Origin of the sequence: Mesorhizobium kowhaii, assembly GCF_003253745.1 — a bacterium.
Lineage (GTDB): Bacteria > Pseudomonadota > Alphaproteobacteria > Rhizobiales > Rhizobiaceae > Mesorhizobium > Mesorhizobium kowhaii.
The window spans coordinates 930,043-955,925 of record NZ_MZXV01000013.1 but is presented as its reverse complement, the minus strand read 5'-3'; the positions used below and the strand labels follow the sequence as shown (position 1 = coordinate 955,925).

30 protein-coding genes are annotated in these 25,883 nt (G+C 65.1%); 15 read left to right on the top strand and 15 right to left on the bottom strand.

All coding sequences use genetic code 11. The annotated features are described in order from the left end of the window. The first annotated feature begins 31 nt into the window (after positions 1-31). Complete coding sequence (locus B5V02_RS07150; protein ID WP_111543437.1) at positions 32-1,027, top strand: ornithine cyclodeaminase family protein; 996 nt, start codon at positions 32-34, stop codon at positions 1,025-1,027. A 39-nt stretch (positions 1,028-1,066) separates the two neighbouring features. Here B5V02_RS07150 and B5V02_RS07145 read toward each other — a convergent pair whose 3' ends face one another. Then, on the bottom strand, positions 1,067-1,642 hold the full coding sequence (locus B5V02_RS07145; protein ID WP_111543436.1) for a cytochrome b: 576 nt from the start codon (positions 1,640-1,642) through the stop codon (positions 1,067-1,069). Positions 1,643-1,854: 212 nt separating this feature from the next. Between B5V02_RS07145 and B5V02_RS07140 the strand changes: the two genes are divergently transcribed. After that, on the top strand, positions 1,855-2,538 hold the full coding sequence (locus B5V02_RS07140) for a YoaK family protein (protein WP_111543435.1): 684 nt from the start codon (positions 1,855-1,857) through the stop codon (positions 2,536-2,538). Here B5V02_RS07140 and B5V02_RS07135 read toward each other — a convergent pair. Further along, positions 2,535-3,005, bottom strand: a complete 471-nt coding sequence (locus B5V02_RS07135) for a MarR family winged helix-turn-helix transcriptional regulator (protein ID WP_111543801.1) — start codon at positions 3,003-3,005, stop codon at positions 2,535-2,537. The genes B5V02_RS07140 and B5V02_RS07135 overlap by 4 nt on opposite strands. A gap of 125 nt (positions 3,006-3,130) precedes the next feature. Between B5V02_RS07135 and B5V02_RS07130 the strand changes: the two genes are divergently transcribed. Both B5V02_RS07130 and B5V02_RS07125 read left to right on the top strand, forming a co-directional pair. Continuing rightward, positions 3,131-3,946: a p-hydroxycinnamoyl CoA hydratase/lyase gene (locus B5V02_RS07130; RefSeq protein WP_208647045.1), complete on the top strand. Its 816-nt coding sequence runs from the start codon at positions 3,131-3,133 to the stop codon at positions 3,944-3,946. Between the two features lie 32 nt (positions 3,947-3,978). Further along, entirely contained in the window at positions 3,979-5,499 is a 1,521-nt protein-coding gene (locus B5V02_RS07125) for an AMP-binding protein (protein WP_111543434.1), read from the top strand. A gap of 13 nt (positions 5,500-5,512) precedes the next feature. Here B5V02_RS07125 and B5V02_RS07120 read toward each other — a convergent pair whose 3' ends face one another. Continuing rightward, positions 5,513-6,238 carry a 3-keto-5-aminohexanoate cleavage protein gene (locus B5V02_RS07120; RefSeq protein ID WP_111543433.1) on the bottom strand — a complete coding sequence of 242 codons (726 nt, stop codon included), beginning with the start codon at positions 6,236-6,238 and terminating at the stop codon, positions 5,513-5,515. 188 nt (positions 6,239-6,426) lie between these two features. On the opposite strand from B5V02_RS07120, the gene B5V02_RS07115 reads away from it, so the two are divergent. Next, positions 6,427-6,621, top strand: a complete 195-nt coding sequence (locus B5V02_RS07115) for a hypothetical protein (RefSeq protein ID WP_167458385.1) — start codon at positions 6,427-6,429, stop codon at positions 6,619-6,621. A 49-nt stretch (positions 6,622-6,670) separates the two neighbouring features. On the opposite strand, the gene B5V02_RS07110 is transcribed toward B5V02_RS07115, so the two are convergent. From B5V02_RS07110 to B5V02_RS07090, 5 genes are all read right to left on the bottom strand, one after another. Continuing rightward, positions 6,671-8,767, bottom strand: a complete 2,097-nt coding sequence (locus B5V02_RS07110; protein ID WP_111543431.1) for an EAL domain-containing protein — start codon at positions 8,765-8,767, stop codon at positions 6,671-6,673. Positions 8,768-8,899: 132 nt separating this feature from the next. Next, positions 8,900-9,109, bottom strand: a complete 210-nt coding sequence (locus B5V02_RS07105; RefSeq protein WP_111543430.1) for a hypothetical protein — start codon at positions 9,107-9,109, stop codon at positions 8,900-8,902. Between the two features lie 77 nt (positions 9,110-9,186). Beyond that, on the bottom strand, positions 9,187-9,822 hold the full coding sequence (locus tag B5V02_RS07100) for a DUF3313 domain-containing protein (protein ID WP_245445744.1): 636 nt from the start codon (positions 9,820-9,822) through the stop codon (positions 9,187-9,189). A gap of 136 nt (positions 9,823-9,958) precedes the next feature. After that, positions 9,959-10,348, bottom strand: coding sequence for a hypothetical protein (locus B5V02_RS07095; RefSeq protein ID WP_146606020.1), 390 nt, complete (start codon positions 10,346-10,348; stop codon positions 9,959-9,961). Between the two features lie 221 nt (positions 10,349-10,569). After that, a complete protein-coding gene (locus tag B5V02_RS07090) occupies positions 10,570-11,166 on the bottom strand; it encodes a TetR/AcrR family transcriptional regulator (protein WP_111543427.1) in 597 nt (198 codons plus the stop codon). A gap of 242 nt (positions 11,167-11,408) precedes the next feature. On the opposite strand from B5V02_RS07090, the gene B5V02_RS07085 reads away from it, so the two are divergent. Both B5V02_RS07085 and B5V02_RS07080 read left to right on the top strand, forming a co-directional pair. Further along, positions 11,409-11,858 carry an ester cyclase gene (locus tag B5V02_RS07085; protein WP_111543426.1) on the top strand — a complete coding sequence of 150 codons (450 nt, stop codon included), beginning with the start codon at positions 11,409-11,411 and terminating at the stop codon, positions 11,856-11,858. 272 nt (positions 11,859-12,130) lie between these two features. Then, positions 12,131-13,201, top strand: coding sequence for a phosphatase PAP2 family protein (locus tag B5V02_RS07080; RefSeq protein ID WP_111543425.1), 1,071 nt, complete (start codon positions 12,131-12,133; stop codon positions 13,199-13,201). Positions 13,202-13,282: 81 nt separating this feature from the next. On the opposite strand, the gene B5V02_RS07075 is transcribed toward B5V02_RS07080, so the two are convergent. After that, complete coding sequence (locus B5V02_RS07075) at positions 13,283-13,819, bottom strand: hypothetical protein (RefSeq protein WP_245445742.1); 537 nt, start codon at positions 13,817-13,819, stop codon at positions 13,283-13,285. Positions 13,820-13,940: 121 nt separating this feature from the next. After that, entirely contained in the window at positions 13,941-14,267 is a 327-nt protein-coding gene (locus B5V02_RS07070; RefSeq protein ID WP_111543424.1) for a DUF1330 domain-containing protein, read from the bottom strand. 175 nt (positions 14,268-14,442) lie between these two features. Between B5V02_RS07070 and B5V02_RS07065 the strand changes: the two genes are divergently transcribed. The 5 genes from B5V02_RS07065 to B5V02_RS07045 all read left to right on the top strand — a co-directional run bounded on the left by B5V02_RS07065 (position 14,443) and on the right by B5V02_RS07045 (position 18,018). Beyond that, positions 14,443-15,135: a winged helix-turn-helix transcriptional regulator gene (locus tag B5V02_RS07065; protein WP_111543423.1), complete on the top strand. Its 693-nt coding sequence runs from the start codon at positions 14,443-14,445 to the stop codon at positions 15,133-15,135. Between the two features lie 85 nt (positions 15,136-15,220). Next, positions 15,221-16,354 carry a bifunctional DNA-binding transcriptional regulator/O6-methylguanine-DNA methyltransferase Ada gene (gene ada / locus B5V02_RS07060; RefSeq protein WP_111543422.1) on the top strand — a complete coding sequence of 378 codons (1,134 nt, stop codon included), beginning with the start codon at positions 15,221-15,223 and terminating at the stop codon, positions 16,352-16,354. Between the two features lie 14 nt (positions 16,355-16,368). Then, the gene (locus B5V02_RS07055) at positions 16,369-16,605 is read left to right on the top strand and encodes a hypothetical protein (RefSeq protein WP_111543421.1); all 237 of its coding nucleotides are present in this window, start codon (positions 16,369-16,371) and stop codon (positions 16,603-16,605) included. 109 nt (positions 16,606-16,714) lie between these two features. After that, entirely contained in the window at positions 16,715-17,278 is a 564-nt protein-coding gene (locus B5V02_RS07050; protein ID WP_111543420.1) for a methylated-DNA--[protein]-cysteine S-methyltransferase, read from the top strand. Continuing rightward, the gene (locus B5V02_RS07045) at positions 17,275-18,018 is read left to right on the top strand and encodes a 2OG-Fe(II) oxygenase (RefSeq protein WP_111543419.1); all 744 of its coding nucleotides are present in this window, start codon (positions 17,275-17,277) and stop codon (positions 18,016-18,018) included. The genes B5V02_RS07050 and B5V02_RS07045 overlap by 4 nt, the downstream gene beginning before the upstream one ends. Before the next feature lie 41 nt (positions 18,019-18,059). Here the strand turns inward: B5V02_RS07045 and B5V02_RS07040 are convergent, their stop codons facing one another. From B5V02_RS07040 to B5V02_RS07025, 4 genes are all read right to left on the bottom strand, one after another. Continuing rightward, complete coding sequence (locus B5V02_RS07040; RefSeq protein WP_111543418.1) at positions 18,060-18,995, bottom strand: sigma-70 family RNA polymerase sigma factor; 936 nt, start codon at positions 18,993-18,995, stop codon at positions 18,060-18,062. Positions 18,996-19,083: 88 nt separating this feature from the next. Further along, positions 19,084-20,025 carry an alpha/beta hydrolase gene (locus B5V02_RS07035; RefSeq protein ID WP_111543417.1) on the bottom strand — a complete coding sequence of 314 codons (942 nt, stop codon included), beginning with the start codon at positions 20,023-20,025 and terminating at the stop codon, positions 19,084-19,086. 109 nt (positions 20,026-20,134) lie between these two features. Next, positions 20,135-21,016 (bottom strand): SDR family oxidoreductase, encoded by an 882-nt coding sequence (locus tag B5V02_RS07030; RefSeq protein ID WP_111543416.1) that lies wholly within the window; start codon positions 21,014-21,016, stop codon positions 20,135-20,137. 129 nt (positions 21,017-21,145) lie between these two features. Then, a complete protein-coding gene (locus tag B5V02_RS07025) occupies positions 21,146-21,733 on the bottom strand; it encodes a dihydrofolate reductase family protein (RefSeq protein WP_111543798.1) in 588 nt (195 codons plus the stop codon). 113 nt (positions 21,734-21,846) lie between these two features. On the opposite strand from B5V02_RS07025, the gene B5V02_RS07020 reads away from it, so the two are divergent. The 3 genes from B5V02_RS07020 to B5V02_RS07010 all read left to right on the top strand — a co-directional run bounded on the left by B5V02_RS07020 (position 21,847) and on the right by B5V02_RS07010 (position 24,062). After that, positions 21,847-22,263, top strand: a complete 417-nt coding sequence (locus B5V02_RS07020) for a winged helix-turn-helix transcriptional regulator (protein WP_111543415.1) — start codon at positions 21,847-21,849, stop codon at positions 22,261-22,263. Positions 22,264-22,344: 81 nt separating this feature from the next. Further along, positions 22,345-23,592 carry a DNA polymerase IV gene (dinB, locus tag B5V02_RS07015; RefSeq protein ID WP_111543414.1) on the top strand — a complete coding sequence of 416 codons (1,248 nt, stop codon included), beginning with the start codon at positions 22,345-22,347 and terminating at the stop codon, positions 23,590-23,592. Positions 23,593-23,801: 209 nt separating this feature from the next. Further along, positions 23,802-24,062, top strand: a complete 261-nt coding sequence (locus tag B5V02_RS07010) for a hypothetical protein (protein ID WP_111543797.1) — start codon at positions 23,802-23,804, stop codon at positions 24,060-24,062. Positions 24,063-24,161: 99 nt separating this feature from the next. On the opposite strand, the gene B5V02_RS07005 is transcribed toward B5V02_RS07010, so the two are convergent. Further along, positions 24,162-25,763 (bottom strand): FGGY-family carbohydrate kinase, encoded by a 1,602-nt coding sequence (locus B5V02_RS07005; protein ID WP_111543413.1) that lies wholly within the window; start codon positions 25,761-25,763, stop codon positions 24,162-24,164. Positions 25,764-25,883 lie beyond the last annotated feature (120 nt).

Sequence of the window (25,883 nt, the reverse complement as noted above, 5' to 3'; positions counted from 1 at the left end):
TGTACTCCAGCCGACAACGAAAGCGTATCCCATGACATCAGCCCTATCGATCTCCCACAGCGCTCAAGCCAAGGACGATACGCCAGTGCTCCTCTTGAGCGAAGCCGAGGTGAAAACATGCATCGACCTTCGCCAGCTTCTCGACGCGCTGGCCGGCGGCTTCAAGGCGCTGTCCGGCGGCAAGATCGTCAGTCCGGCGCGGCCGCAGCTTGATGTTCCGCAAGCCGGCTATTCGCTGGCGATGCCGGCATGGATGGCGGGCATGCATCTGACGGTGAAGATCGTCAACGTCTTCGAAGGCAACATCGCCAAAGGCATCCCCAGTCATCTCGCCACCATCCATCTGTTCGACCCGCAGACGGGCATGCCGGTCTGCATCATGGACGGCACCTACATCACCGCCGTGCGCACCTCCGGCTCGGCCGTGTTGTCGGTGCGCGAACTCGCCCGTCGCGACGCCAGGGTCGTGACGGTGGTGGGCGCCGGTGTGCAAGCCAGCCAGCACTTGCATCTTCTGCCGCTGGTGCGCGACTTCGACGAGATCCGCGTCGTCTCGAAGGAATTCGCGGATGCGCACGCGCTTGCCGCGCAGCATCCCGGGGTCGTCGCCGTCAGCGATATTGAAGCCGCGGTGCGCTCGTCGGATGTGGTCTGCCTGGCGACGCATTCCTACGAACCGGTGATCTCGGCAGACTGGGTGCGCCCCGGCACCCATGTCTCGTCGGTGGGCGTCGCACCGCCCGGCGGCGAACTGCCGGTCGACCTCATCAGGCGGGCCAGCCTGTTCGTCGAGACAAGCGAAGCCTTCGCCCCGACCCCGGTCGGTTCCTGCGAACTCGCCGGTCTCGATCCGCAAACCGGAACCGAACTCGGCGAAATGCTGCTCGGGCTGCGGCCGGGGCGCATCAGCGCCGATCAGGTCACTGTCTACAAGGCCATGGGCGTTGCCATGGAGGACATGGTGGCGGCCGACCTCGCCTATCGCGAGGCGGTACGGCGGGGAGTGGGACACGTGGTTGCGCTGTAGAGGGGCCGGTTCGCTTCATCGTTTAAGTCGGCGCCGCCCTCATTGCCTGCCGGGCATTTCTCCCCGTTGAACGAGGGAGCCGGGCAGCATCTGGCTTAGCACGCGATCGCGAAGGAAGACGTGATGGAAGATGGCCGCGGCGGCGTGCAGGCCGGCGAGCCATAGGATGATATCGCCAAGCGTGCCGTGGATGTCCGCCAGCGATGCGCCGGCATCCCACGGGCCGAAAAACGGGCCAATGGCGCCAAAGCCGTAGACCGTTACCGGGTGGCCGCCGAACCATGCGCCGAGCATGGCAGTCGCCGGAACCGCGAACAGAAGCGCATAGAGCGCCCAATGCGTTACCTTCGAGGCGACGTCCATCCATGCGGGCATCGGCGGTGCATCGGGAACGCGGTCGAACAGGCGCCAGATCAGACGAAGGACCAGCAGCCAGAAAACGGTGAAACCGAGCGACTCGTGGAGCAGCAGCGTCGAGGCGCGGGCCTCGGAATAGACCCGCGTCGGCGGGCCACCTTCGGAGACCAGGAAGGCGATGAGCACAAGCAGTGCCGTCAGCCAGTGAAATGCCTGGGCGAGGCTTCCGTAGCGATTTGTCGTACCGGACAGCGACATGCAAAGCTCCGTTGGACCCCCCGCGCCTGAGGTGTCTTATTCAGTTGGTCCTCGAGTGACATCCGAGTTTGCCGTTCGTGTGGCGGGGGCGACGGCAAAGGTGCCGCGCGGGCGACGGCAAGGGCCGCGGGCGACGGCAAGAAGCCGCGCCGAGGTGGAACGCCCCGCCGGGATATGAGACGCTGTCCGCCAAGTCTGGTCGGAGATGCCGCATGAAACCCACACTGCCGCTGCTGTTGAGCCTCAATGGCGGCTATGTCGATACGGCCGGGTTCCTGGCGCTGCAGGGCCTGTTCACCGCGCATGTCACAGGAAATTTCGTCACCCTGGGCGCCTCGCTGGTGCTCGGCATCTCGGGCGTGCTGGCAAAGCTGCTGGCGCTGCCAGTCTTCTGCATCGTCGTCATCCTGACCCGGCTGGCGGGTGAACTCTTGCGCAGACGGGGACGGCCGGCGCTCGCCGTGCTGCTGGCGGCCAAGCTGGCGCTGCTGATTGCCGGCGCCACCCTTGCGATCCGCTTTGGCCCCTTCGCCAGCGGCGACGGCGCGGCCGCCATCGTCACCGGCATGATCCTGGTCGCCGCGATGGCGATCCAGAATGCAGTGCACCGCGTCCATCTCGCGGCAGCACCACCGTCGACGCTGATGACCGGCACCACCACCCAGCTCATGCTCGACCTCGCCGATCTCATCGGCGGCGTCGCGCCCGAAGCCCGCCCTGCCCTCATTGCCCGCCTGCGGCGCATGTCTGTGGCGGTCGCCGTTTTCGCCGCCGGCTGTGCCGCCGCGGCACTCGGCTTTGCCTTCGCCAATGTCCGGTGCTTCGTCGTTCCGCCGGTGATTGCGCTCTTCGCCCTGCTGCTGCGGGTTTCGGTGCCGGACGGGGAGATCAGCTAGCCCTCTTCATCCGTCCAGATCAGGCGCAGCAGGCGCAGCAGCGTTGCCCGCTCCTTTTTTGTCAGCCGGTGCAGGAACCGGTCCTCGTGCCGGCGAACCTGCCGGCGCAATCCCGGCATGGCCTCCCTGGCGGCTTGCGTAAGGGTGAGCATCTGCACGCGCCGGTCGCCGGCATGGTCGTCGCGCTCGACCAGCCCGCGCTCTTCCAGTTCGGCGAGCAGCGGCGCCATGTTGGCGCTCTTCATGCCGAGCAGGCGGCAGAGTTCGGCGGCGCGGATGCCGGGCTTCTCGTCGATCAGCGCCAGCATGCCATAGGTGACCGGGCGCAGCGCCGCCTCGGCCAGTTCGACCGCGAAATCATTGAGCGCAAAGGCCGAGGCGCGTTTGAGATTGTAGCCGATCTGCGCGTCTAGCGCGTCTTCGGGTGTCGCGCCTGGCGTGCTGCGACTGGTGTGAGCCTCGTCCATGTTGCAACCGATCGCCGCGATCAAAGCCCTTGTCAAGCGAAAAAGACTATGCGACATAGCAAACACAATAGCTATGTCGCATAGCAATTTCCACAATGCCACCGGCGAAACGGGAGGACCTGACCATGACCGAAGAGACCGCTGCCTTCGACGTCGAGAACGGCATCGCCTGGGTGCGCTTCAATCGCCCGGACAAGCGCAACTGCATGAACCCGGCGCTCAACCGGCGGATGATGGAGATTCTCGACGAGTTGGAATTCCGCGACGATGTCGGCGTGCTGGTGTTGTCCGGCGAAGGTAGCGCCTGGTCGGCGGGCATGGATCTCAAGGAGTATTTCCGCGAGACTGAAGCCAAGGGCCTGGGAGCCATCCGCAAGGCGCAATCCGAAGCTTATGGCTGGTGGCGGAGGCTGCGTTGGTACGGCAAGCCGACCATCGCCATGGTCAATGGCTGGTGCTTCGGCGGCGGCTATGGCCCGCTCTTCGCTTGCGACCTCGCCTTCGCCGCCGACGAGGCGCAGTTCGCTTTGTCCGAGATCAACTGGGGCATCCTGCCTGGCGGTGGTGCCACCAAGGTGGTGGTCGACCTCCTGTCGATGCGAGACGCCATGTACCACGCGCTGACTGGCGAACTGATCGACGGCAGGAAGGCCGCCGCCTGGAAGCTGGTCAATGAAAGCCTGCCGCTGGCGGATCTGAAGGCGCGTGTCACCGAGGTCGCCACAATCTTGCTGAAGAAGAACCCGATTGCCCTGAAGGCGACCAAGGATGCCATCCGTCGCGTCGCCGAGATGACCTACGACAATGCCGAGGACTATCTCGTGCGCGCGCAAGAGGCGGCCAATTTCCACGACAATGAGGGCCGCAAGGAAGGCATCCGTCAGTTCATCGACGAAAAGAGCTACAAGCCCGGTCTCGGCGCCTACGACAAGGCAAGGTGACCGTGCAAGCATAACGCAACCCTGGGGAGGAGATGCAGATGCCGGCATGGACGACATCAGACCCCGTGGCCCTGCACGCCCGGACGCAGCCGGATCGTGTCGCTTGTGTCGACTTGGGATCCGGCCGTCGCTGGACTTACTTCGCACTCGACGAGGCTATCCAGCGCGCCGTCGGCGTTCTCGAAACCGGCTATGGCATCGCGGCCGGGCAACGGATCGCGACGATCGCCCGCAACAGCGCCGACTTGCTTGTCCTGCAGCAGGCTGCGATGCGGCTCGGCGCCATCTTCGTGCCGCTCAACTGGCGGCTCGCCGGTGCCGAACAGAAGACGATCCTCCAGGATTGCGATCCGGTGTTGCTGCTGCATGACTCGGCCCTCGATATGGCGCCGCCCAACGGCTGCATGCCGGTCGAAGTCGCTGCCTTCGCGGCGGCGGTCGAGGCGCATGCACCGGCGCCGCGCCGCCCGTTGCCGGCGGACGATACGCCGTCGATTATCCTCTACACGTCCGGCACGTCGGGCCGGCCGAAAGGGGTCATCGTCACCGAGCGCAACGCCTTGGCCACAGCGGTCAATTTCGGCGTGCTGGGGCGGGTCGGCAATGCCAGCATCTTCCTCTGCGACACGCCGATGTTCCATGTCATCGGCCTCATCGCCAGCTTGCGTCCACCCCTGCTGCAGGGCGGCACGGTGTTGATCTCACCCGGCTTCGATGCCGGCCTCACCAACCGTCGCCTCGCCGATCCCGCGCTTGGCGTCACCCACTATTTCTGCGTGCCGCAAATGGCCAGAATGCTGCGCGACCATCCGGGGTTTGCGCCTGTGGACTGGACCTCGCTCACCGCCATCTTCACCGGCGGCGCGCCCAATCCGGCCGCCGACATCCTCTGGTGGCTGGCAAAAGGCGTGCGCATGGTCGACGGCTTCGGCATGACGGAAGCCGGCACCGTGCTCGGCATGCCTGTCGAGGCCGACCGGATCGCCCGCAAGGCGGGCTCGGCGGGTCTTGCCGCGCCGACGATCGGCCTGCGCATCGTCGGCGAGGATGGCCGCGACGTCGCCGCCGGCGAGCCAGGCGAGATATGGCTGTCAGGTCCCAGCGTCACATCAGGCTACTGGAACCGGCCGGAGGAGACAGCGCGCGCCTTCACCGCCGGTGGCTGGTTCCGCACCGGCGACATCGGGCGGCAGGATGACGAAGGCTTCGTCACCCTCGTCGACCGCCGCAAGGACATGTTCATCTCCGGCGGCGAGAACGTCTACCCGGTCGAAATCGAGATGGCGCTGCTCGACCACCCCGCCATCGCCGAGGCGGCCGTGATCGGCGTCGCCGACCAACGCTGGGGCGAAGTCGGGCGCGCCTTCATCGTAGTCAAACCCGGCTGCGTCGTCGATCCGGCTGATCTGGCAAGCCACTGCAGCGCACGCATCGCCCGCTACAAGGTGCCGAAGGAGTTTTTGCTCACGCAGGCGCTGCCGCGCACCGCATCCGGCAAGATCCAGAAACACATTTTGCGCAGCTGGACAGCACCGACCAGCGGACAAGCCTGAGGCAGACGGCCGTTCAGCCGGCCGGCACCGGCCGAAAAATCGCCACGGCCGCCGCAACGATTTCCGCATTGTCCCTCGCCGTCCTGCCGTCGGCGAGCGTCTTGCCGTCTTCCAGCCCAACCCGCGTCGACCAGCGCTTGCGATGCGCCAGCTCGACGAACGGCCAGACCGTGGCGTCGACGCCGTGCAGCAGGATCGGCCGCCGCACCCCGGCACGCTCGAGCACTGCGGCGATGCCATGCGCCTCGTCCAGCGCGGCCGGCAGATCCCGGATGTCAATCTCGATCAGGATGCGCAGCACGCGGCCGTGGTCGGCAAGACCGACGAAGCGTTCGGCGTCGGCGAGGGTGGCAAGCCCGGCCTCGATGCCGACGCCACGATTGCGCAGCAGCTCCATGACCCCAGGCGCATCGACCTCCGACAGATTGACCGAGGCATAGTCGGGCAGTTCCCGCCAGCCGCCGATCGCGGTGCGGGTCCGCTCGACATCGTCCTCGATCCAGGCGCCGGTCGACACGCCGACCAGCGTGCCCGGGCAGGCCTGGCGCACCGCCAGCACGGTGGCATTGACGGCCGCCAGGCTTTCGCGCCCGTCAATGCTTCGCGGGTGGATGTGCAGTTCCGCCGCACCGGCGGCGACGCAGGCCGCGGCGTCGCTGGCCATCGTCTGCGCAGTCAGCGGCAGCCTGGGGTGGAATTCACGGGGACGCGCGCCGTTGATGCAGGCCTGGACGATCATCGATCTCACCTCGGACAAGGAAGGTCGCAGTCTAGCCGCGCAGCAAGACACGGCAAAGAGTTGGAGACTTCGCTCCTGACAGTGCGCGCTAGATTCGGTGGCATTTGAATAAAAGCCGCCTGTGGATATTTACCCCGCCTTCCGCCAGGCCCGGCAAGATACATTAGGGTGGGATCATGGAGAGACCATTGACCAGTGATTTTTCAGCCGCCCGCATCCATCTCGAACGCGCCTATCACTATCTGCAGGGCAATGACGAGACGAGCCGCACGGCATGTGACGCCCTCGATCTGTTGATCGAAACGGTGGCGGAAGCACAGCACAGGCCAGCCGAGGCTGGAGTGCTGGAGTTTCCGCAATCGACGGCGCGGCGAACCGGCTAAGACGTGTTGAGATTCAGGCCGGCCGGCCTGAATCTCAATACACGCTGGATCACGATGCCTTGCGGGTCGCCACCACCTCGGTCGCGCGCGAAACGATCGCCTCCAGCGGTTCCGGCCGGTGCAGCAGAAACCCCTGGCCGAAGGCGACGCCCATGTCGCTCAGCATCGTCAACGTGTCCTGCCGTTCGATCTTCTCACCCACCACATCGCAGCCCAGGCTGCGGGCAATGCTGGTGATAGCCAGCACGATCTCGCGGTCGAAGCGGCTTTGCGTGATGTGCTCGATGAAGGAACCGTCGATCTTGATGGTGTCGACGGGGAAGCGCCTGAGATATTCGAACGAACTCATGCCGGCGCCGAAATCGTCGAGGCTGACCCGGCAGTGCCGCTCGCGCGCCTTGCGCACGAATTGTTCGGCGGCGTCGAAATTCGTGACCGCGGCGGTCTCGGTAATCTCGAAGCCGATGCCCGAATGCGGCGCCCCGGTCTGCTCGATGACGCTGTCGACGAACGCCCACAGCTGCGGATCGCTCAGCGTCTGCGCCGACAGGTTGAAGCCGAGCGTCAGCGCGCCCGAGCGCAAGGCCGCGCCATGCCGCGACAGCGCGGTGCGGATGATCCAGCGGTCGAGCCTGGAAGCGATGCCGAACCGCTCGGCCACCGGAATGAACTCGCCGGGCGGCACCAGGCGGCCATTGCGCGCGGCGAGCCTCGCCAGCACTTCGACATGGCGGCTCTCTTGCCAGGGTCTGCCCAGCCGATGGATTTCCTGGCCGAACAGTTTCAGCCGTCCGTCTTCCATGGCATCGACGGTGTCGGCGGCGATGCGCGCCGCATTCAGCCCGCCCGATCCCGATGCCGTCTTGATGGAGAAGACAGCGAAACGGTTGCGTCCGGCAGCCTTGGCCGCGTAGCAGGCGTCGTCGGCGCAGGCCAGCGCGTCGGCCACCGTGGTGCTGGCGTCATCGACGAAGGCGATACCGATCGAGGCCGCCAGCTTGCGCGTCGACGCGGCCGGGCCGAGATCGGCTTCGCGCACCGCGCCAAGCACCGCAGTGGCGATCCGCTCGGCCTGCGCGGTGTCGCAATGCGGCACCAGCAACGCGAATTCGTCGCCGCCCAGCCGTGCCGCATGCGCCGATGGCGGCAGGCAAGCGCGGATGCCGGCGGCTACGCTCTTCAGCGCCAGGTCGCCGGCGGCGTGGCCGGCAAAATCGTTGAGCGCCTTGAAGTAGTCGAGATCGACATAGAACACCGCCAGCGGCGCACCTGCCGCGATATGGTCGGCGAGCAGCCGGTCGAAGGCAGAGCGGTTCCACAGGCCGGTCAGCGCGTCATGGCGGGCCGCATAGGCGAGCTCCTGCTGGCGCAGCTTTTCCTCGGTGATGTCGCGCACCGTGCCGAGGATCTGGCCCGCGGCACCCGCGGCGGCGATGAAGCGGACCAGCGATTCGACATGGCGGAGCTCGCCGTCGCGCCTGATGATGCGGTATTGATTGGCGATGACGCCGTCCGTTCCGACTGCCGCCTGGTGGGCACGCTCGGTGGCCTCCTTGTCGTCGGGATGCAGATAGGTGTGCCAAAGGTCGGCCGTCACCTCGTCGGTGTCCGCAACGAGGCCGAATATATCCCTGGTGCGGGTGTCCCAATAGCTCTTGCTGGTGGCGATGTCGTGGTGCCAGATGCCGGTGCCGCTGGCGGCGAGCGCCAGGCGGAAGCGCACATTGACTTGTTCGAGCTCGGCTTCGGTCGCCTTCTGCCAGGTGATGTCGGTCTGCACGCCCATCAGCCGCAGCGGCCGCCCGTCCGCGTCGCGCTCGACGATGCCGCCGCGATCGAGCACCCACACCCAATGGCCCAGCTTGTGCTTCAGCCTGAGTTCGGTCTCGATGGCGTCGGTCTGTCCGGCAATGTGGCGGTCGCCGCTTGCCAGCGCCCGCTCGCGATCGTCGGGATGGGTCAGCTGCAGCCACAGGTCGCTGGCGTTGGCAAGTTCGCTTTCATCATAGCCCAGCATCCGCGCCCAGGTCGCGGAATAGAAGCAGTCGCCGGTCGCAAGATCCCAGTCCCAGACGCCAAGATGGGCGCGTTCCAGGGCCTTGGCCCAGAACGTTCCATTGCGACTTTTCTTGTCCTGACGCGTCATCGTCTGTTTCGCTCATCCCCGCAGCGGGACAATCTGCAGCAAAACCAGAGAAGAAACAGTTACCGTTGGGGTGGTGCGAAACGATCCGCGCGGCACGACCGTGTTCAGCCGTTCACGGTGCTCGCCGATATGTCACGGCGATATCACCACTTGCGCGGCGGATTTTGCCGGCTGTTCGGGCTTGCCGAAAGGGCTGCTTCGTTCGCAGCCGAGCAAGGCCAGTGCGCCCATCAGGAGGATTGTACGAAAAATCACACGATGCATCGGATGTCCTTCGATCAGGCTCAAAGCCGTCAACCAGAGCTGCCAGCTGAAGAACCAGGCAATTGAAATGGCCTCCATGGCCCGGCGCTCCTACTGGCTTGGTTCCCGGCAAATCGCCGTTTCATCAAGAGTGAAAAAGCGGCTTTCAGGCCTGGTCATTTCAACTGAGCGACAAGCGCATCCGCACCCTTGTCGATGCCGGCCTGCGCGGCGGCCAGCGGCTGCATGCTGGCCTTGATGTTGATCGGGCTCGGATATTGCTTGGTGACGAACGCCTTCAGCAGGCGATCGGTCTGGGCATCGAAGATTTCCACGGCGTAGATGACGGAGCCGGTCAGCGACCCTTCCCGGTCGCGAGCGGTCTGCACGGTGTTGTAGACGCCGCCGGCGATGTCGAAGCGCGACAGCGTGCCAAGAACCGGCGTGTTGGCTTTCGCGCCGGTCAGCGTCAGCCGCACGCGCAATGTGTTCGGCCCCGGCTTGCCGGCGAGCACGAACCGGCTCTTCAGCCTTTCGGTAAACCGGGCCTGCATGTAGCCGGCGATCGAAGCCTTGTCGCTTGCCGACATCTTCCCGAACTGCCCGTCCGCGCCCCGATAGATGACGACGGGATCGACGATGACGCCGCTGTATTTTCCCCAGTCCACCGCGGTCGAATAGCTATAGGGAACCCGCCCGGAATCGTCTCGCGGATTGGGGGCGAGCTCAGCTGACGACGACAGTCCCGAATAGGCGACCGGATTTGCGCTGACGCAGCCCTGGACGCTCACGCAGAGCCCGGCGATGACCAAAGCAATTCCAGGAAAAGTGCGTAGCGGTTTTCCGTCCGGAATTGCGTCAAAACAAAGAGAGGGAGCGGTTCTGCGTCTCTGTGCAACCGTGAGCCGCTCAAGAGAAGTCCTGATGGTCTTGTGCATTTTCAATGCCTTAATGTCCTGTTGTAAGCAAAAGGGTGATGACGGTGACCGGGCAGAGGCTCGCCGGTACGCACAGCGTCATGCGGACGGCGCGCAACCACGCATGCCGGCGCGACGGCTTTTGCGCGGCATGGGCGAGAACCTTCGACGCAAGATGAAGCAGCGGCAGCAAGGCGAGCACCGCCGCCAGCACCAGTAGCGGCGTCTGTGGCCGATAATCCGACAACGCCCAGGGATCTGGACCAGGTGCGGCGGCGCGCAGGCGGTCAAACAGCCGCATTGCCAGCAGGGCCGTCATCAGGTCGACGGCGCACAGGACGAGGCCGGTGGCCACCAGCGGCGTGAAACTGAATGCGGTGGGTCGCCATGTAGCGAGTGGCCAAGAGATCAAGGATCGCATGCCATGCCCGCCGGCGACAGGCGTCGCCTCCGCCGACATGCGCCCATGAGCCGGAGACGCTGCGCCGGAAACCTTCAGCCTGGCCAGTTGCCAGTTGCTTGCGGGCCATCCAGCACCGCACTTCGTCCCCGGCCGAAACATGCCTGCACCCCTCGCTCTTGCGTTGGGTGTTCGTATAACAGGCAAAATCCGATTTGCAAACCGTCTAGTCGGTTTTTATTTTAATCGCCGGCTGAAGGGGAAGTTGGGCGGTCCTTGGCGGCAGCAGAGTCCGGCCACTGTCCGTTGTCGAGGAGGCGCTCGAACAGCCGCTCCCGATCCTCATCCGACAGCGAGCAGATGCCCATCATTGTCGACAGGGCAATGCCTTTGGCCGCGAACAGGCGAAGCGTCGCGAGATCGGGGTCGGCAGCCTCGGATCGAATGGCCTCGACCTTCCTGGCATCGGTCTCACGCAGGCCCGAAAGCAGCGCCGGGTTCTCCGCCAGGGCACCGAGCAGGCCGAAGGCCACCGAATGCGGCTCCGCGATGGCTTTGCGTTGCACCGCGATCTGTGCCGAGAGTTGCGCTTCCTTCATGTCCGCGCTGGCCAGATAATCCCTGGAGAAGTTCTCGAAGAACTCGACCTGGTTCTCCAGCAGCGTCTTCAGCACCGCTTCCTTGGTGCGGAACTGATGCATCACGCCACCCTTGCTGAGGCCACCCTCGCGGGCGATGGCGTCCAGCGTCAGCCGGCCCGGTCCATCCCGCGCGATGATGGCGAGCGCCGCCTGGATGATGGCGCTTCGGGATCGTTCGGAACGGGAAACATTGTCCATGGCGACTTCCAACAAACCTGCGCGACGCGTGACGTGGCGTCCGCGTCCATGAGATAGACCTGAAGCACGGCAAAAACAATCCGCCCGGTCTGTTTATTATGCCTTGGCCTCGGCATCGACGCCTCCCCGCCTTTCGATTGGCCGGCAAGAACCGGAGTTTTGCGCCCGCCGGATCGTCCTAGTCATGGCCCCAGGTCACCGGCGAAGACCGGTGATCCCCAAACAACAAAGAGGACCTCCCAATGACCAAACAGGAAGACAACAAGGCCGTCGTCATCAGATGGTTCACCGATTTCTGGGGTGAAACCTGCGATCTGTCGGTCGTCGACGACATCTCAGCACCCGACATGCTGCTGAAATACTCGCTGCACGAGCCGCGCTGCGGCCGCGACGACATCAAGGCCTTCATGACCGACTTCCGCGCCGCTTTCCCGGACCTCAACTTCTGGGCCACCGCCGACCTCATCGCCGAAGGCGACTATGTCGTCGGCCAGTGGGAGGGCGGCGGCACGCATACCGGCCCGGCGTTCAGCGATTTCCTCGTCGGTTCGCTGCCGGCCGCCACCGGCCGCACCATGCGCTTCACCGGCACCACCGTGCTGAAAGTGGTCGACAGCAGGATCGTGGAGGAGATCGGCCTTGACGACGGCGTCGCCGCCCTCACCCAGCTCGGCCTGATCAAGGCCGCCTGATTGCAGGGCCATCGCCGCCCAGGCGATGGCCCTCTGTCTTGGCCGAAGCTCGATGACGGCAGCCTGCAACAGTCGAAAGCCTCGGATGGCGGCGAATGATGCCGGTGCGTTGCGGCGCGACATCTTCGTCAATGAATCCTTGCCAACAAATTTTGCATTATAACTTTCTAATATTTTTAATTTTACTTCGATGAAAGTGTAACCAGACGGTAATACATTCTCTGCGAAATACTCCATAACAGTTTTCTGGGCAGCTGGCGGGATGTCCTCCGATGAATGCGTACACCGGGCAGCGCGGCGATAACAGCCGCTCGTCTGCCCCTCTTGACCTAGACATCGCGGCAACCAGGAGCGGCTGGCTGCTGACTGCCCTGTGTCTGACCTATGCCGTGACCGCTCTTTACCTGCAGCCGGATCGCTATCTGCATCTGGCCCAATCCTATGCCAAGCCGTTCGCCTTCTTGTTGCCCGCGCTTCTGGCGGCTGGGCTCGGCCTGATGGCGCTGGCATTCGCCAGGGACAATCCGACCAGGTTCATGCTCGACACGCTCAGGCAGCGTTGGCTGGCAGCCGCGCCCGTCATCCTTTTGTTCTTTCTCGGCATCACCGCCTTCACCACCTTGAAAATCGCAATCCCGGACATCGTCCCATTCTATGCCGACCGCGCCCTGGCGGAGCTCGATCTTCAGCTGCATGGCACCAATCCCTGGGCATGGGCGCACAACATCATTCCCGAACCAGTCTCGTTCGCCATTTTCGCCGGCTACGGATATGCATGGTTCGTGCAATGGTTTGGCACCGTGCTCTTCGTCGCCTTCTGGAACAGCCCGGCCAGGCGCTTGCGCTATCTCTGGGCATTTGCGCTGACCACGATCCTGTGCGGTACCGTTCTTGCGACAGTCTTGTCGTCCACCGGCCCGATATTCTACGACCAGTTCTACGGCGGAGACCGGTTTGCCGGACTGCAAATCGCCCTGGCGCAAAACGGCTACGCGGCGTCGGTCCATGCCTATGCCAGCTATCTGTTTGCAGCCTACGAAAGTGGTCGCCCGGAGCTGGGTACCGGCATCTCCGCCATGCCAAGCGTGCACGTCGCAATGGCCACGCTCAATGCATTCTTCCTGGCCAGCTTCGGTCGTCGCTGGGCCACTGTCGGCTGGTCCTTTGCCGCCTTTATCCTGTTCGGCTCGGTCTACACCGGCTGGCACTATGCCGTGGATGGCTACCTGTCGATCCTTGTCGTGTCCTTGGTCTGGTCCCTGACGGGGCGTTTCCTGCTGCCGGAAGCGATCCAGAATATCACCGAGGTGGGATTGGCGATCCCCGATCCGGCGTCACAATGACCGGGCCTGGCTGAAGCCGACAACCCCCCACGGGCTTCGGGCGAGTGGCCAGGCGGCATTGGCGCCGCCTGGCCTTGCCGGCTACTGGCTCGGCGCCATCGCGTGTTCGCATGACACTTTCGGGTTCATGTCGGCGAAGGTGCCGGTCGGGTTGCCCTTCCAGGCCCAGACATGCAGTTCGTAGAACTCGCCCAGGCCGTAGCGGTTGGGCGCGCTGTTGAAGTTGAACAGCTGTCCGTCCAGCGACGCCGGCCCCTTCGAGGTGATGTATTCGACCGCCACCAGCTTCAGCGTGCCGTCGGCCATCGGCTCGTACATCACGGCTTCGGGACGGGCGATGTCGATCTTGTCGTCCTTCAGATACTGGCCGTTGACGTAGTGGATGCCCATGGCGCCGCCGGTGATGCCGCTGGCGCATGGGATGGGCGCATAGCCCTCGGCCGTCGCGGCCTTGACGTCGACAAACCGGCTGTTGGCAGCCCGTACCTTGTCGGCCAGCGGATTGGGGCCGGACGCGGGCGCAGCCGCTTCCTGATGGGCCTGCGCGAACGCGGTGCAGACGGCCAGCATGGCCCCCGCCATGAGAAGCCTGTTGCAAAAGTTTGAAATCATCTTCATTCCATTCTTCTTGAAAAAGCACAGCTGGCCGGCCGCCGAAAATACGGGGGCCCAACACGCAAGGGCTGTGACTGTTGTTGCTTCGAGATCCCGAAATCGATGTGACGACTGCCGGGAAGGATCATCCCTTCGGCAGATACGGGATCGTTCCGGCCAGATCGGTGTTGTCGATCATCTGGAAACGACTGTCGCTGCCATCCTGACGGGCCGAGACGAAGGGCGCATAGGCCGGATCGTTGGTGAAGGCGCGCGCCGCCGCTTCCGATGGGAACGCCATCAGGGCGATCAGCGTGGTGTCGAGCGGCTTGCCTTCAAGCGTCGTCACGTTGCCGCTGCGCGACAGATATCTGCCGCCATGCTTGTGGACGAGGTCGTGCACCGATGCGGCATAGGACGGCATCCACTGCGGGTCCTTCACCTTGATGTCTGCGATAATATAAGCGGTCATGGGTCGTCTCCTGGTTGCTGCGCACAGGGTATCCCGTGCACCGGCCAAGGGCTCGCATGGCAGGGCACTCGCCAACCAGTCCGCGATCTGTACTGGGGTAGTACAGTTTCCGTACTGGTCGCTTCATTCAGGAAGGCCTAATATTCAGCCCAGGTTCGAGGGAGAGGCACCAATCATGACCCAGCACGGATACAAGCAGTTCTGCCCGCTATCGATGGCCGCCGAGGTGCTCTGCACCCGCTGGACGATGGTGCTGCTGCGCGAACTGGTGGCGGGGTCGACCCGCTTCAACGACCTGCGCCGCGGCGTCCCGAAAATGTCGCCGACCCTTCTGTCGCAACGGCTGAAGGAGCTTGAGCTGGCGGGGATCATCGAGCGCAAGGAAGTGCCGGGCGAGAAAGGCATCTTCGAATATCGGCTGACGGAAGCGGGCCGGGATTTGCGCCCGGTCGTCGAGGCGATGGGCTTCTGGGGACAGAAATGGGTCGAGTCCCGGCTGTCGCTGAAAAACCTCGATCCGTCGCTGCTGATGTGGGACATGCGGCGCAACCTGAACCCCTCGCCACTGCCCGAAGGGCGCACGGTGATACAATTTCTGTATCAGGAGCTACCGGCGTCCAAACGGTCGTGGTGGCTAATCGTCGAAAAGCACGGCGAGGTCGATCTGTGCTGGTACGACCCTGGCTTTGACGTCGATCTCTACGTTTCGACCGACTTGCACACGATGACGGCGATCTGGATGGGGTTGATCACGGTCGAGAAGGCCGGGGCAAAGGTCGCCTTGACCGGCGATCAGGACATCGCGAGGAAGATGCAGACCTGGCTCGGGCTCAGCCCATTTGCGATCGAACCCAAGCGGGCGGCGTAGGAACGAGGCTTCGGGGGACGGCGATCGGCGGCACTTGGCAGGAAACGGGTGGCGAGGCCGGCTTTTGGCGGCTTCAATACCGGCCATGTTCATCACCCTGGCGAGAAATCTAAAATCCACGCCGCTCCCGGTTGCCGACGATCCGCGCTGGGCGCGCATCGTTGCGCGCGACAAATCGGTCGATGGCGCGTTCTGGTATTCGGTGGCGACGACCGGTGTCTATTGCCGGCCCTCCTGCCCGTCGCGGCGCGCCAATCCGAAGAACGTGCAGTTGCACGACACGATTGATCAGGCCAAGGCGACAGGCTTTCGCCCATGCCGGCGCTGCAACCCGGATGGCCCGTCGCTGGAGGCCGGCAATGCCGCGATGGTCGCCGATGCCTGTCGCAGGATCGAACGGAGCGAGGAAGAACCGTCGCTCGCCGAACTGGCGGTGGCCGCCGGGCGCAGCGCCGGCTATTTTCATCGCGTCTTCAAGGCCGTCACCGGGCTGACGCCGAAGGACTATGCCGCCGCGCAGCGCGCCGCCCGCGTCCGTCAGGGCCTGGAGGACGGCGCCAGCGTGACAGTGGCGATCTACGACGCCGGCTTCAATTCGAGCGGGCGTTTTTACGAGAAATCCACCGGCATGCTCGGCATGACGCCGACGCGCTATCGCGCCGGCGGCGCCCATGAAGAAATCCGCTTTGCCGTCGGCGAATCCTCACTCGGCGCGATCCTGGTGGCGTCGAGCCAAAAAGGCGTCGCCTCGATCCTGCTCGGCGACGATCCCGACGCGCTGGTGCGCGACCTGCAGGACCGTTTCCCCAGGGCGCGGCTGATCGGCGGCGACCGCGACTATGAGGCGCTGGTCGCCCGCGTCGTCGGTTTCGTCGAGGCGCCGGCGCTCGGCCTCGACCTGCCGCTCGACGTGCGCGGCACCGCGTTCCAGCAGCGGGTCTGGCAGGCCTTGCAGGACATCCCGGTCGGCCACACGGTTTCCTATGCCGAGATCGCGGAGCGCATCGGGGCTCCAAAAGCGACCCGCGCCATCGCCGCCGCCTGTGCTGCCAACACTCTTGCCGTCGCCATTCCCTGCCACCGCGTGATCCGCAAGGACGGTGCCTTGTCCGGCTACGCCTGGGGCGCGGAGCGCAAGCGCGCGCTGCTCGACCGCGAGGCGGGGTCCGGTGGATCGAGCGGGTCGAGACCAGCAGATCATCGGTCTGCGCGGGCCTGAGGAGACGGACCGCAATGCGCGCGATGGCTAGGTCTCCCGACAACACCGCCAATGGGAACAGCCAGACCCGCGACAGTTCTCGCCACAAGCGCGCCGATGACGCAAAATCATTGGTGATGACCGCAATCGGCGAGCTAATCGACGGCGGCAAAGCCGAGTGGAGCCGCACCACGACCGGCGAGATCGAGCTACACCTGCTGACCGGCGAAGTGTTCCTGCTCGGCGAGCTCTCCGTCACCCGCCTCGCGTGACGAGTGTGAACGGCCCCAGATCCTGCGATTTGAATTTGAAAGCAAGCACCGGAGTGAGGACCGGACGCCGTCTCTGTAGGGTTCAGTCACACACAAAGGAGTGAAGGCAATGAACCTCATGCAAACCCAAATGACCGCACCGACGGCAATAGCCCGCAACGCCGCCGCCCTCGACACCATCGCCTATGCCATCGGCGAATCCGCGATCGGCAACATCCTGGCGGCGCGCAGCCGCATCGGCGTCTGCGCCATCCTGATCGGCTCCGACGCCGACACGCTGGAGCAGGACCTCGGCAACCGCTTCCCCGGCAAGAGGCTCCTCGAAGACGAGGCCGGATTGCGCGACGATCTCGCGGCGATAGCGCGCTTCATCGAAACGCCCAGCATCGGTCTCGACCTGCCGCTCGACATGCGCCACGGCACGCCATTCCAGCAGAGGGTGTGGGACGTGCTGCGCGCCATCCCGTGCGGCGCCACCATCACTTACACCGCCCTTGCCCGCCGCCTTGGCCAGCCGAATGGTGCCCGCGCCGTGGCGACGGCCTGTGCGACCAACGCCATCGCGCTCGGTATTCCCTGCCATCGTGTTGTCCGCTCCGACGGCACGCTGGCCGGCTACCGCTGGGGCGTCGAGCGCAAGCGCGCCCTGCTCGACAAGGAGGCAACACTATGAACGCCCGTGCCAAGGTTGCCGCATCCGTGGTCGAAGCTGCTGAGACGCGCATCGTTGGTTACGACTGGCCAGCCCTTGCCGCTGACCTCGACGGCTTCGGCTGCGCGGTGATCGAAAAGCTGCTCGCGCCCGAAGAGTGCCGGCAGATCGCCAGCCTCTATCCCCATGAAGAGCATTTCCGCAGCCACATCCACATGGCCAGGCACGGCTTCGGCAAGGGCGAGTACCGCTATTTCCGCTATCCCTTGCCCGATCTGCTCGGCGGCCTGCGCAGCGCGCTCTATCTCAGGCTGGCCGAGGTCGCCAACCGGTGGAACGAGCGCATGGGTCAAGCCATGCGCTACCCCGCGACGCATGCCGAGTTTCTCGAACAGTGCCACGCCGCCGGCCAGACGCGGCCGACGCCGCTGTTGCTGCAATATGTGCCGGGCGACTTCAACTGCCTGCACCAGGACCTTTACGGCGACCTCGCCTTCCCGCTGCAGGTGGCGATCCTGCTTTCCGAACCGGGCGAGGATTTCACCGGCGGCGAGTTCGCGCTGACCGAACAGCGGCCGCGCATGCAGAGCCGGGTCGAGGTGGTGCCGCTGCGCCAGGGCGACGCGGTTGCCTTCGCCGTCCACAACCGGCCGGTGCAGGGAAGCAAGGGGAATTACCGCGTCAATTTGCGCCACGGCGTCAGCCGCCTGCGCTCAGGCATGCGCCACACGGTCGGCATTATCTTTCACGATGCCAAGTGAGGCCGCCTTCCCTTCCCCCTTGTGGGAGAAGGGAAGGCACTTCATCCAGCGTCGACGGATGCCATGTCCAGGATCCACGGGCAGGCATAGTAGTCGGTGATATGGTCGATGACGCCGTCGGCGGCATGGATCCGCACCAGATACGCCGGCCGCCAGGCGTCGCCATACAGCCTGTCAAGGACCAGCACGATTTCCCCGCCGATCGCGCCGCGCCGCATGCGCCAGGGCAGCTCGCTGCGCTCATATTCGACGAAATAGGGTGAGGCCGACAGCAGGCCGTTGTAGCAGTCCGAGACCCGCAACCGCGCATCGGCGCTGGCCAGCGTCCGCACCCCGTCCCAGTCCCTGATATTGAAGAGCTCTACATAGCGATCGAGCAGCCGCGCCAGTTCGGGGTCGTGTGCTGGTGCCGCGACCGGCTGCGCCGGCAAGGCGGCGAGCTTGGCGCGGCCACGGTTGAGCGCCGATTTGACGCCCCCGGTGGTCGAGCCGACCAGATCGGCGATTTCTTCAAGCGAATGGTCGAAGACATCCTTGAGCAGCACGCAGGCGCGCTCCTTCGGCGGCAGATGCACGACCAGCCGCTCGATGGCACGGCCCGCGCCGGGACCGGCGGGCTCGACGGGCGGCACGATGTCGTCGCCGGCATAGCCGGCCTCGGCCCGCTGCCGCGCGCGGCGGTTGCGGATGAAGTCGATGCAGCGATTGTGGGCGATGCGGAACAGCCAGGGCCGCAGCGCCTGCGCATCGTCGAGCCGTTCGATCTTGCGATAGGCCTCGAACAGCGCCTCCTGCATGATGTCCTCGCCATCGAGGGCCGAGCCGGTCATGCGCGCGCAGTACCGATGCAGCTTGACGCGCAGATGCGACACCGTCTCCAGGAACGCTGCGTAGCGCAGGTCGAACAGGCCTTCGGGGACGAGGGCCGGCTGCATCCCTTTTGCCGGTGCAACGGATTTGCGGATCTGCTGGTTCATCGCGGCGTATCGGTCAGCGTCACCACAACATTGCGCAAGTGCTGCACGTCCACAAGCACGAAGCCCGACACGATCGGCCGGCGCATGCTCACGCCGCCCTGTCGCCGGCAACTTTGTCGCTTACGGCCGGCAAGCCCAGTCTCGGCCGCACCCAGGCGGCGAAGCGGCCGATCGCATCGTCGGCTTCCGGCGCCTTGCCGGCCATCATCTGGAAGGAATGCAGCATGCCGTCAAAGACGTCGAGCCGCGTCTCGACGCCGGCCAGCCTGGCGCGCTCGGCGAACATGCGGCTTTCGTCGACCAGCGTTTCATCCGCGCCGGCCTGCAGGAAGACAGGCGGAAAACCACGGAGGTCGGCATAGAGCGCACTGACCTCCGGAGCGAGCCGGTCGCCATCGCCAATGAAGTTCGTCACCAGCCAGTCAACAGCAGCCTTGGCGAAAGCCGGATCCTTGTCGCGGTTGGTCTCATAGCTGGCACCGGTCAGCGCCATGTCGAACCAGCCGGAGATGATCAGGGTGGCGACCGGCAATGGCCGCCCTTCGGCACGCAGCCGCTGCAACACGCCATAGGTCAGCATCGCACCACAGGAATCGCCGGCAAGCGCGATGTGGCTGGTGTCGAAACCCCGATCGGTGAGCCAGGTCCAGGCGGTCATCGCCGCATTGAGCTGGGCCGGATGCTTGGCCTGATGTGCCAACGGATAGTTGTAGAGCAACGCCCGGCAGCCGGCGGCCTTGGCCAGATGGCCGACCAGCTTGCGGTGCGTGTAGATCGAGCCGCCGACGAAGCCGCCGCCATGGGCGTAAAACAGCACCCGCTCCTCATCGGCGCCCTTCGGCACGATCCACATCGCCGGCACGCCGCCGGCATCGACCTCGACATAGTCGACGCCGCCCGGTTCGCCGGTCAGCGCCGTCCAATGCGTGTCGTTGTAGTCGATGATCGCTTGCGGGCTGGTCAGCTTGCCGGCATTGGCGGCGATCGCCGCGTAGTGGTTCCTGTTTGCCTCGCTCTGTATGCTCGCCATGACGGTCTCCCGGGGTTGCGGATCGCGGGCCGCGCGACCTTCGAAGCCTAGGACGAACGGGCGGGCAGAAAGGATACGTGGCGGCGGATGCTTTTTTTCGCGGGCGCGGCTAATCCTCGCCGCCAAACATCGCGGCATGACGCCGGGCGAATTCGACGAACGGCGTTGCGCGCACGCCAAACATCTCATGCGTCGCCAGATGCACTCGCGATTTCGGCCGCCGCAGCCGCTCGGCCAGTTGCTCGTCCAGCGCATCGGCAAAGCTGGCCGAGATGCCGCTGGCCAGTAGATTGCGCCGCCGCTCCTCAGGGCTCACATCGACATAGCGGACCGGTCTGCCGATCGCTTGCGATATCCGCGCCGCGACATCGCTCATGGTCAGCGCCTCGGGCCCGGTCATGTCGAGGCTCTCGCCTGCATGGCCGCCATCGCGCAGCAGCCGGAAGGCCACCTTGGCGATGTCCTCGACATCGACCGGCGACAATTCGGTGCCGCCGAGCGCGAGAGTGAAGGCGCCCTCGGCGGCAATGGTCGGCGCGTCGCGCAGATAGACCTGCATGAACTGGCTGGGGCGCAGATGCTTCCACGCCATGCCTGCCCCTTCCAGATAGCGCTCGATCTCCTCATGCATGCGCGTGAAGCGGAATTTCGTCGCGTCATAGCCGATGTTGGATTCCGCGCCGGAAAACTTCACCACATGGGCAACACCAGCCTGCCTGCAGGCGTCGATGAAGCGGCACTGCGTTTCCGTCATGTCCTCAGCGGCGGTCGAAATCATCAGCACCCGGTCGATGCCGTCAAGTGCGGCGCCCAGCGTTTCAGGCCGGCGCATGTCGCCCTCGACCAGTCGTACACCGGCAAGCGCGTCGAGGCCCACCGCCGATGCCCGGGCCGGATCCCGCACCAGCGCCCTCACCTCATGCTTCTGCCGTGCGAACTCGCGCACGATCGCCTTGCCGTTCAGGCCCGTGGCGCCTGTCACCAGGATCATGGTCTTCCCTCCGTTCAGGATTGATGCGGCCGCCCTGCCGGCGACCGCACCTTGAAGACGAAGAGACGCGGGCAAAGGATTCCACCCAAACGATATTTTTCCGATGCGATGCCTTCCCCGTGCTTCCGATCAACCCGCCGGTGCGTAGCGGTTGACCACCATCCCGCAGGCATAGGCCTTCGAACCGAGCAGCCGCAGGGTCTTGAAACCGCCCTGGTCGAAGATCCGGCGTCCCGCGCCCAGCACCGCCGGGTTGACGAACAGCTGGAACTCGTCGACCAATCCGGCCGCGATCAGGGCGGAGGCAAAACCGGCGCCGCCGAAGACGGCCATGTCGCCGCCCTCACCGACCTTCAGCGCGTTGACTTCGCGCGGCAGGTTGCCGCTGGCGACCCTGGTGCGCTCCCACCGCGAGGCTTTGAGCCTGTCGCTCAGCATCACCTTCTGCGCCTCGACGATGCGCTGCGCAAAGGCGTAGAACGGATCGCGCGGAAACTTCTTCGCCGCATTGCCCCAATGGGTGAGATAGCCCTCCTCGGCCATCTTGCGGCTGAGCAGGATGGTGTCGATGCTGGCGAAGACTGCGTTGAAGTCCCGCTTCAGCTCGTCGTCCCAGGCGCTGTCGTCGCCCCATTCCCAGAGCTGCCAGTGATGGTCCTCATTGGCGCCGACAAAGCCGTCGACCGACATCTGCATCTGCAGGATCAGCTTTTTCATCGTCATTCTCCTCGGTTTGTCCGGCGGCTGGCGAATGATTTACTTTTGGAACCAATTGACGCATGCGGAGAATGGTGTCAATAGTAAACTGATTTAAAAATGGAACCATAGACATGTCGACCAAGGGAAAGTCCGGCTGCCCGATCAACCTGTCGCTCGAACTGCTCGGCGACCGCTGGACGCTGCTCATCATCCGCGACCTCATCTTCGCCGGGAAAAAGCATTTTCGGGAATTCCTGCAGTCCGACGAAGGCATCTCCTCGCGCACGCTGGCCGAGCGGCTGCAGACGCTGCAGGACGAAGGCATCCTCACCCGCAGCGACGACCCGACGCATGGGCTGAAGACGGTCTACCGGCTGACCGAGGCCGGCATCGACCTCTTGCCCGTGCTGGCGACACTCGGCGCCTGGGGCAGCAAGCACCGCAAGGCCGACGACAAGCTCGCCCGGATCGCCGACGATCTGGCGGCCAGTGGCGAGGCTGCGCTGGAACAGATGAAGGCGGCGTTGCGGGCGGAGCATATTGTTTAGGCGGCCGCGTGCGCTTGACAATTATCCCCTTTTGTTCTCTATTTGTTCCGATCTATCAGCAACTGCGGATGTGCGGTCGGGATGGAAACGACAGCCACCATCCTGCATGCCGATCTCGACGCCTTCTATGCCTCGGTCGAGCAGTTGCTCGATCCGTCGCTGCGCGGCAAGCCGATTGCTGTGGGCGGCGGCGTGGTGCTCGCCGCCTCCTACGAAGCGCGCGCCTTCGGCGTGCGTGGCGGCATGCCGGGACGCAAGGCACGCGAGCTCTGCCCGCAGCTGATCTTCGTCGGCGGCAATTTCGGCGACTACCAGCGACTGGGCGACGCGGCGATCAAAGTGCTCGACGATTTCACGCCCGTGGTCGAGCGCATTTCCATCGACGAGGCCTTTGCCGATGTCGCCGGCTGCACGCATCTGTTCGGCTCCCCGCGAGAGATCGCCACGACCATCCGCCGCCGCGTGCGGGCCGAGCTCGGCCTGCCGATCTCGATCGGCGTGGCGCGCACCAAGCATCTGGCCAAGATCGCCTCGCAGGTCGCCAAGCCCGACGGGCTGGTGGTGGTCGACCCCGGCACCGAACTCGCCTTCCTGCACGACCTGCCGGTCGGGCTGATGTGGGGCGTCGGCCCGGCGACGAAGGCGCGGCTGGCCGAAATCGGCGTCGAGACCATCGGCCAGCTGGCCAGGACGCACAGCGGCGCGCTGACCCGGCTGCTCGGTCCCGCCGCCGGCGAGAAGCTGTCGGCGCTGTCATGGAACCGCGACCCGCGCAGGCTGGAGACGAAGCGCCGGGCGCATTCGGCCGGGGCCCAATCGGCACTTGGGCAGAAGCCCGCCGTGGCGCGGGTCATCGTGCCCACTTTGCTGCACCTGGCCGACCGCGTCGCCAGCCGGCTGCGCGCCAAGGCGCGGCCTGGCCGTACGGTGACGGTGCGCGTGCGCTTTGCCGATCTCAGCACTGTTTCGCGCTCGATCACGCTTGACCAGCCGATCTCGGCGACCACGACGCTGGCCGAGATCGCCGGCGACCTGGTGCGCGGCGCGCTTGCCGACCACCCGCACGAGAAGACGATCTCGCTGCTGGCGATCTCGGTCTCGCATCTCGAGGAAAGTGCCGAGCTGCAGCTCGAACTGCCGCTCGGCCTCGCCGACGACAAGCGCCGTCCCGGCACGCGAAAAGGCCTGGCACGCTTCGGCGCCGACCGCGCCATTGACAAGATCCGCGAGCGCTTCGGCAAGCAGGCGGTCGGCTACGGCACGGTGGCGCTGGAGGCGGCACGCTCGGTGCCTGACGAATTCAGGGAATTGGCGCAGAAGGAGCTGTAAGCGCAGCGGAAGCTATTCGTGTCCTGCATGTGACCGCGCAAGTTATAACCGGGGGCGGCAAAGAGTGACTTGATTTCCGCCCTGGCTATTCGAGTAAGGTGTAGCGGCCACACAAGGCATGGAATCCGATGTTCGCAGCCTTCATCGTTTGCGCGTCAGTCACAGCTCTCAGCGCGGTTGTCAGTCTCGGTTTCTCCTTGGCTGCAGCCATGAACGAGACCGGCAACGCCCGGACAATAGCATTTTACGGTTGTGCACGCAGTGTGGCTTTGGTGGTCGCAAGCGTCGTGCCATTTTTTACAGGTTCGACGGAATGGCTTGAAGCCATCGCCTGGATAATGATCCTTGTGCAGGCTGGAGATGCTGTCATAGGCACCACCATCGATGATCGGATGAAAACCTTCGGCCCGGCCTGCGCCTCGCTCGCCAACCTTCTGGCTCTCCTATGGCTCATCCAGTCTGTTCAATGAGACCACGACAAACAGCCTCAGCGCGCGGTCTCGCATCTCGAGGAAAGTGCCGAGCTGCAACTCGGACTGCCGCTCAGAGTAGAATTTCCAAACAGTCTCTCAGCCCCTGATCGCCTTGCCGGCCTGCTGCAGCAGCTCGAACGCCGCGAAGCGCCTGTCGTGCCAGCCGGCCAGCGAAGCGTCGGGATGATAGACCTCGCCGAGTTCCGACATGCCGGCCATGGCCGTCACCAGATCCTTGTAGGCCCCGGCGGCGACGGCGCCCAGCATCGCCGAGCCGAGCAGCACCGGCTCCGGCGAGGTCGACGCCACCACCACCATACCTGTCGTGTCGGCAAGCAGCTGGCGCACCAGTGGGCTTTGCCCGGCGCCGCCGCTGACGACGATGGTGTCGACCGAGATGCCCTTGTCATGCTCGGCCCGCACGATCTGACGCGCGCCATAGCCCAGCCCGCAGACCCCGGCAACGTAGAGCCCGACGAGGCTGTTGAGGCTGGTGTCGAGATCGAGCCCGGCAATCAGCGCACGCGCATCCGGATCGGCGAAAGGCGCGCGGTTGCCGAGGAATTCCGGCACGACATGGATATCGCCGACCAGCGCCGGCGCGGCCGCGGCTCCCTTGCGGCTTTGCGCCTGCAGCGCCAGCCAGGCGCTGAGGCTGAGGCCCTCCGCCTGCGCCTTGGCCGCCGCTCCGCCTGCCGCCGGGTGCATGCGCACCAGATGATCGATGGCGGCACCCGCCGCCGATTGGCCGCCCTCGTTCAGCCACAGGCCCGGCACCATGGCCGAGAAATACGGACCCCAGACACCGTCGACGAAGGCCGGTTGGGCGGTCGACGACATGGTGCAGGCCGAGGTGCCCAAGACATAGGCCATGCGCGACAAAACGCTGCCGAAATCGCCGCGCGCGCCGACCGTGCCGACGCCACCGGCATGCGCGTCGATCAGCCCGGCCGCCACCGCGGTGCCGGGGACGAGGCCAAGGTCCGCCGCCGCCTGCGCGATCAGCCCGCCGCCGAGCGATGCTCCCGCCGGCACGATCTCGGTGCCGATGCGCGCGAACGCCTCGTCGGCCAGCGCGCCAAGGCCGATCTTGCGGAAATAGGTCTCGTCCCAGCGGCTCTCATGCGCGAGATAAGTCCATTTGCAGGTCACCGTGCAGACCGAGCGCGCAAGGCTGCCGGTCGCTCGCCAGGTCAGGAAATCGGCGAGGTCCAGGAACTGCCAGGCGGCGTTGAAGGTGGCGGGCATGTTTTCCGCCAGCCACAGGAGTTTCGGCGTTTCCATCTCCGGCGAGATGACGCCGCCGACATAGGTCAGCACCGCCTCGCCGCTGCGGTTGATGCGGCGCGTCTGCTCGACCGCGCGGTGATCCATCCAGACGATGATGTTGCGTTCGGAATTGTTGGACGGGCCGACCGGCAACGGCACGCCGCCCTCGCCCAGCACCACCAGCGAACAGGTGGCGTCGAAGCCGATGCCGGCGATCGCCTCGGGCGCTATGCCGGCTTCAGCGACGGCGGCGCGGGTGGCAGTGCACACCGCCCGCCAGATGTCGTTGCTCGACTGCTCGACGATGTCGCCGGCCTCGCGCCAGACCTCGATGTCCTGCTTGGCCGAAGCGAGCAGGTTTCCCGCCTGGTCGAACACCCCGGCCCGCGCGCTGCCGGTGCCGACGTCGATGCCGAGATAGTGGGGCATTGGGAAACCTCCGGTTCAGGCAGTAGGGAATAGGCAGTAGGCAGTAGGCGATTAGCGATGAGGGGCAGCAAGCAGGGAGCGTTTTTTGACCGGAAATCGGGCAGTAAGGCTGTGTCTACA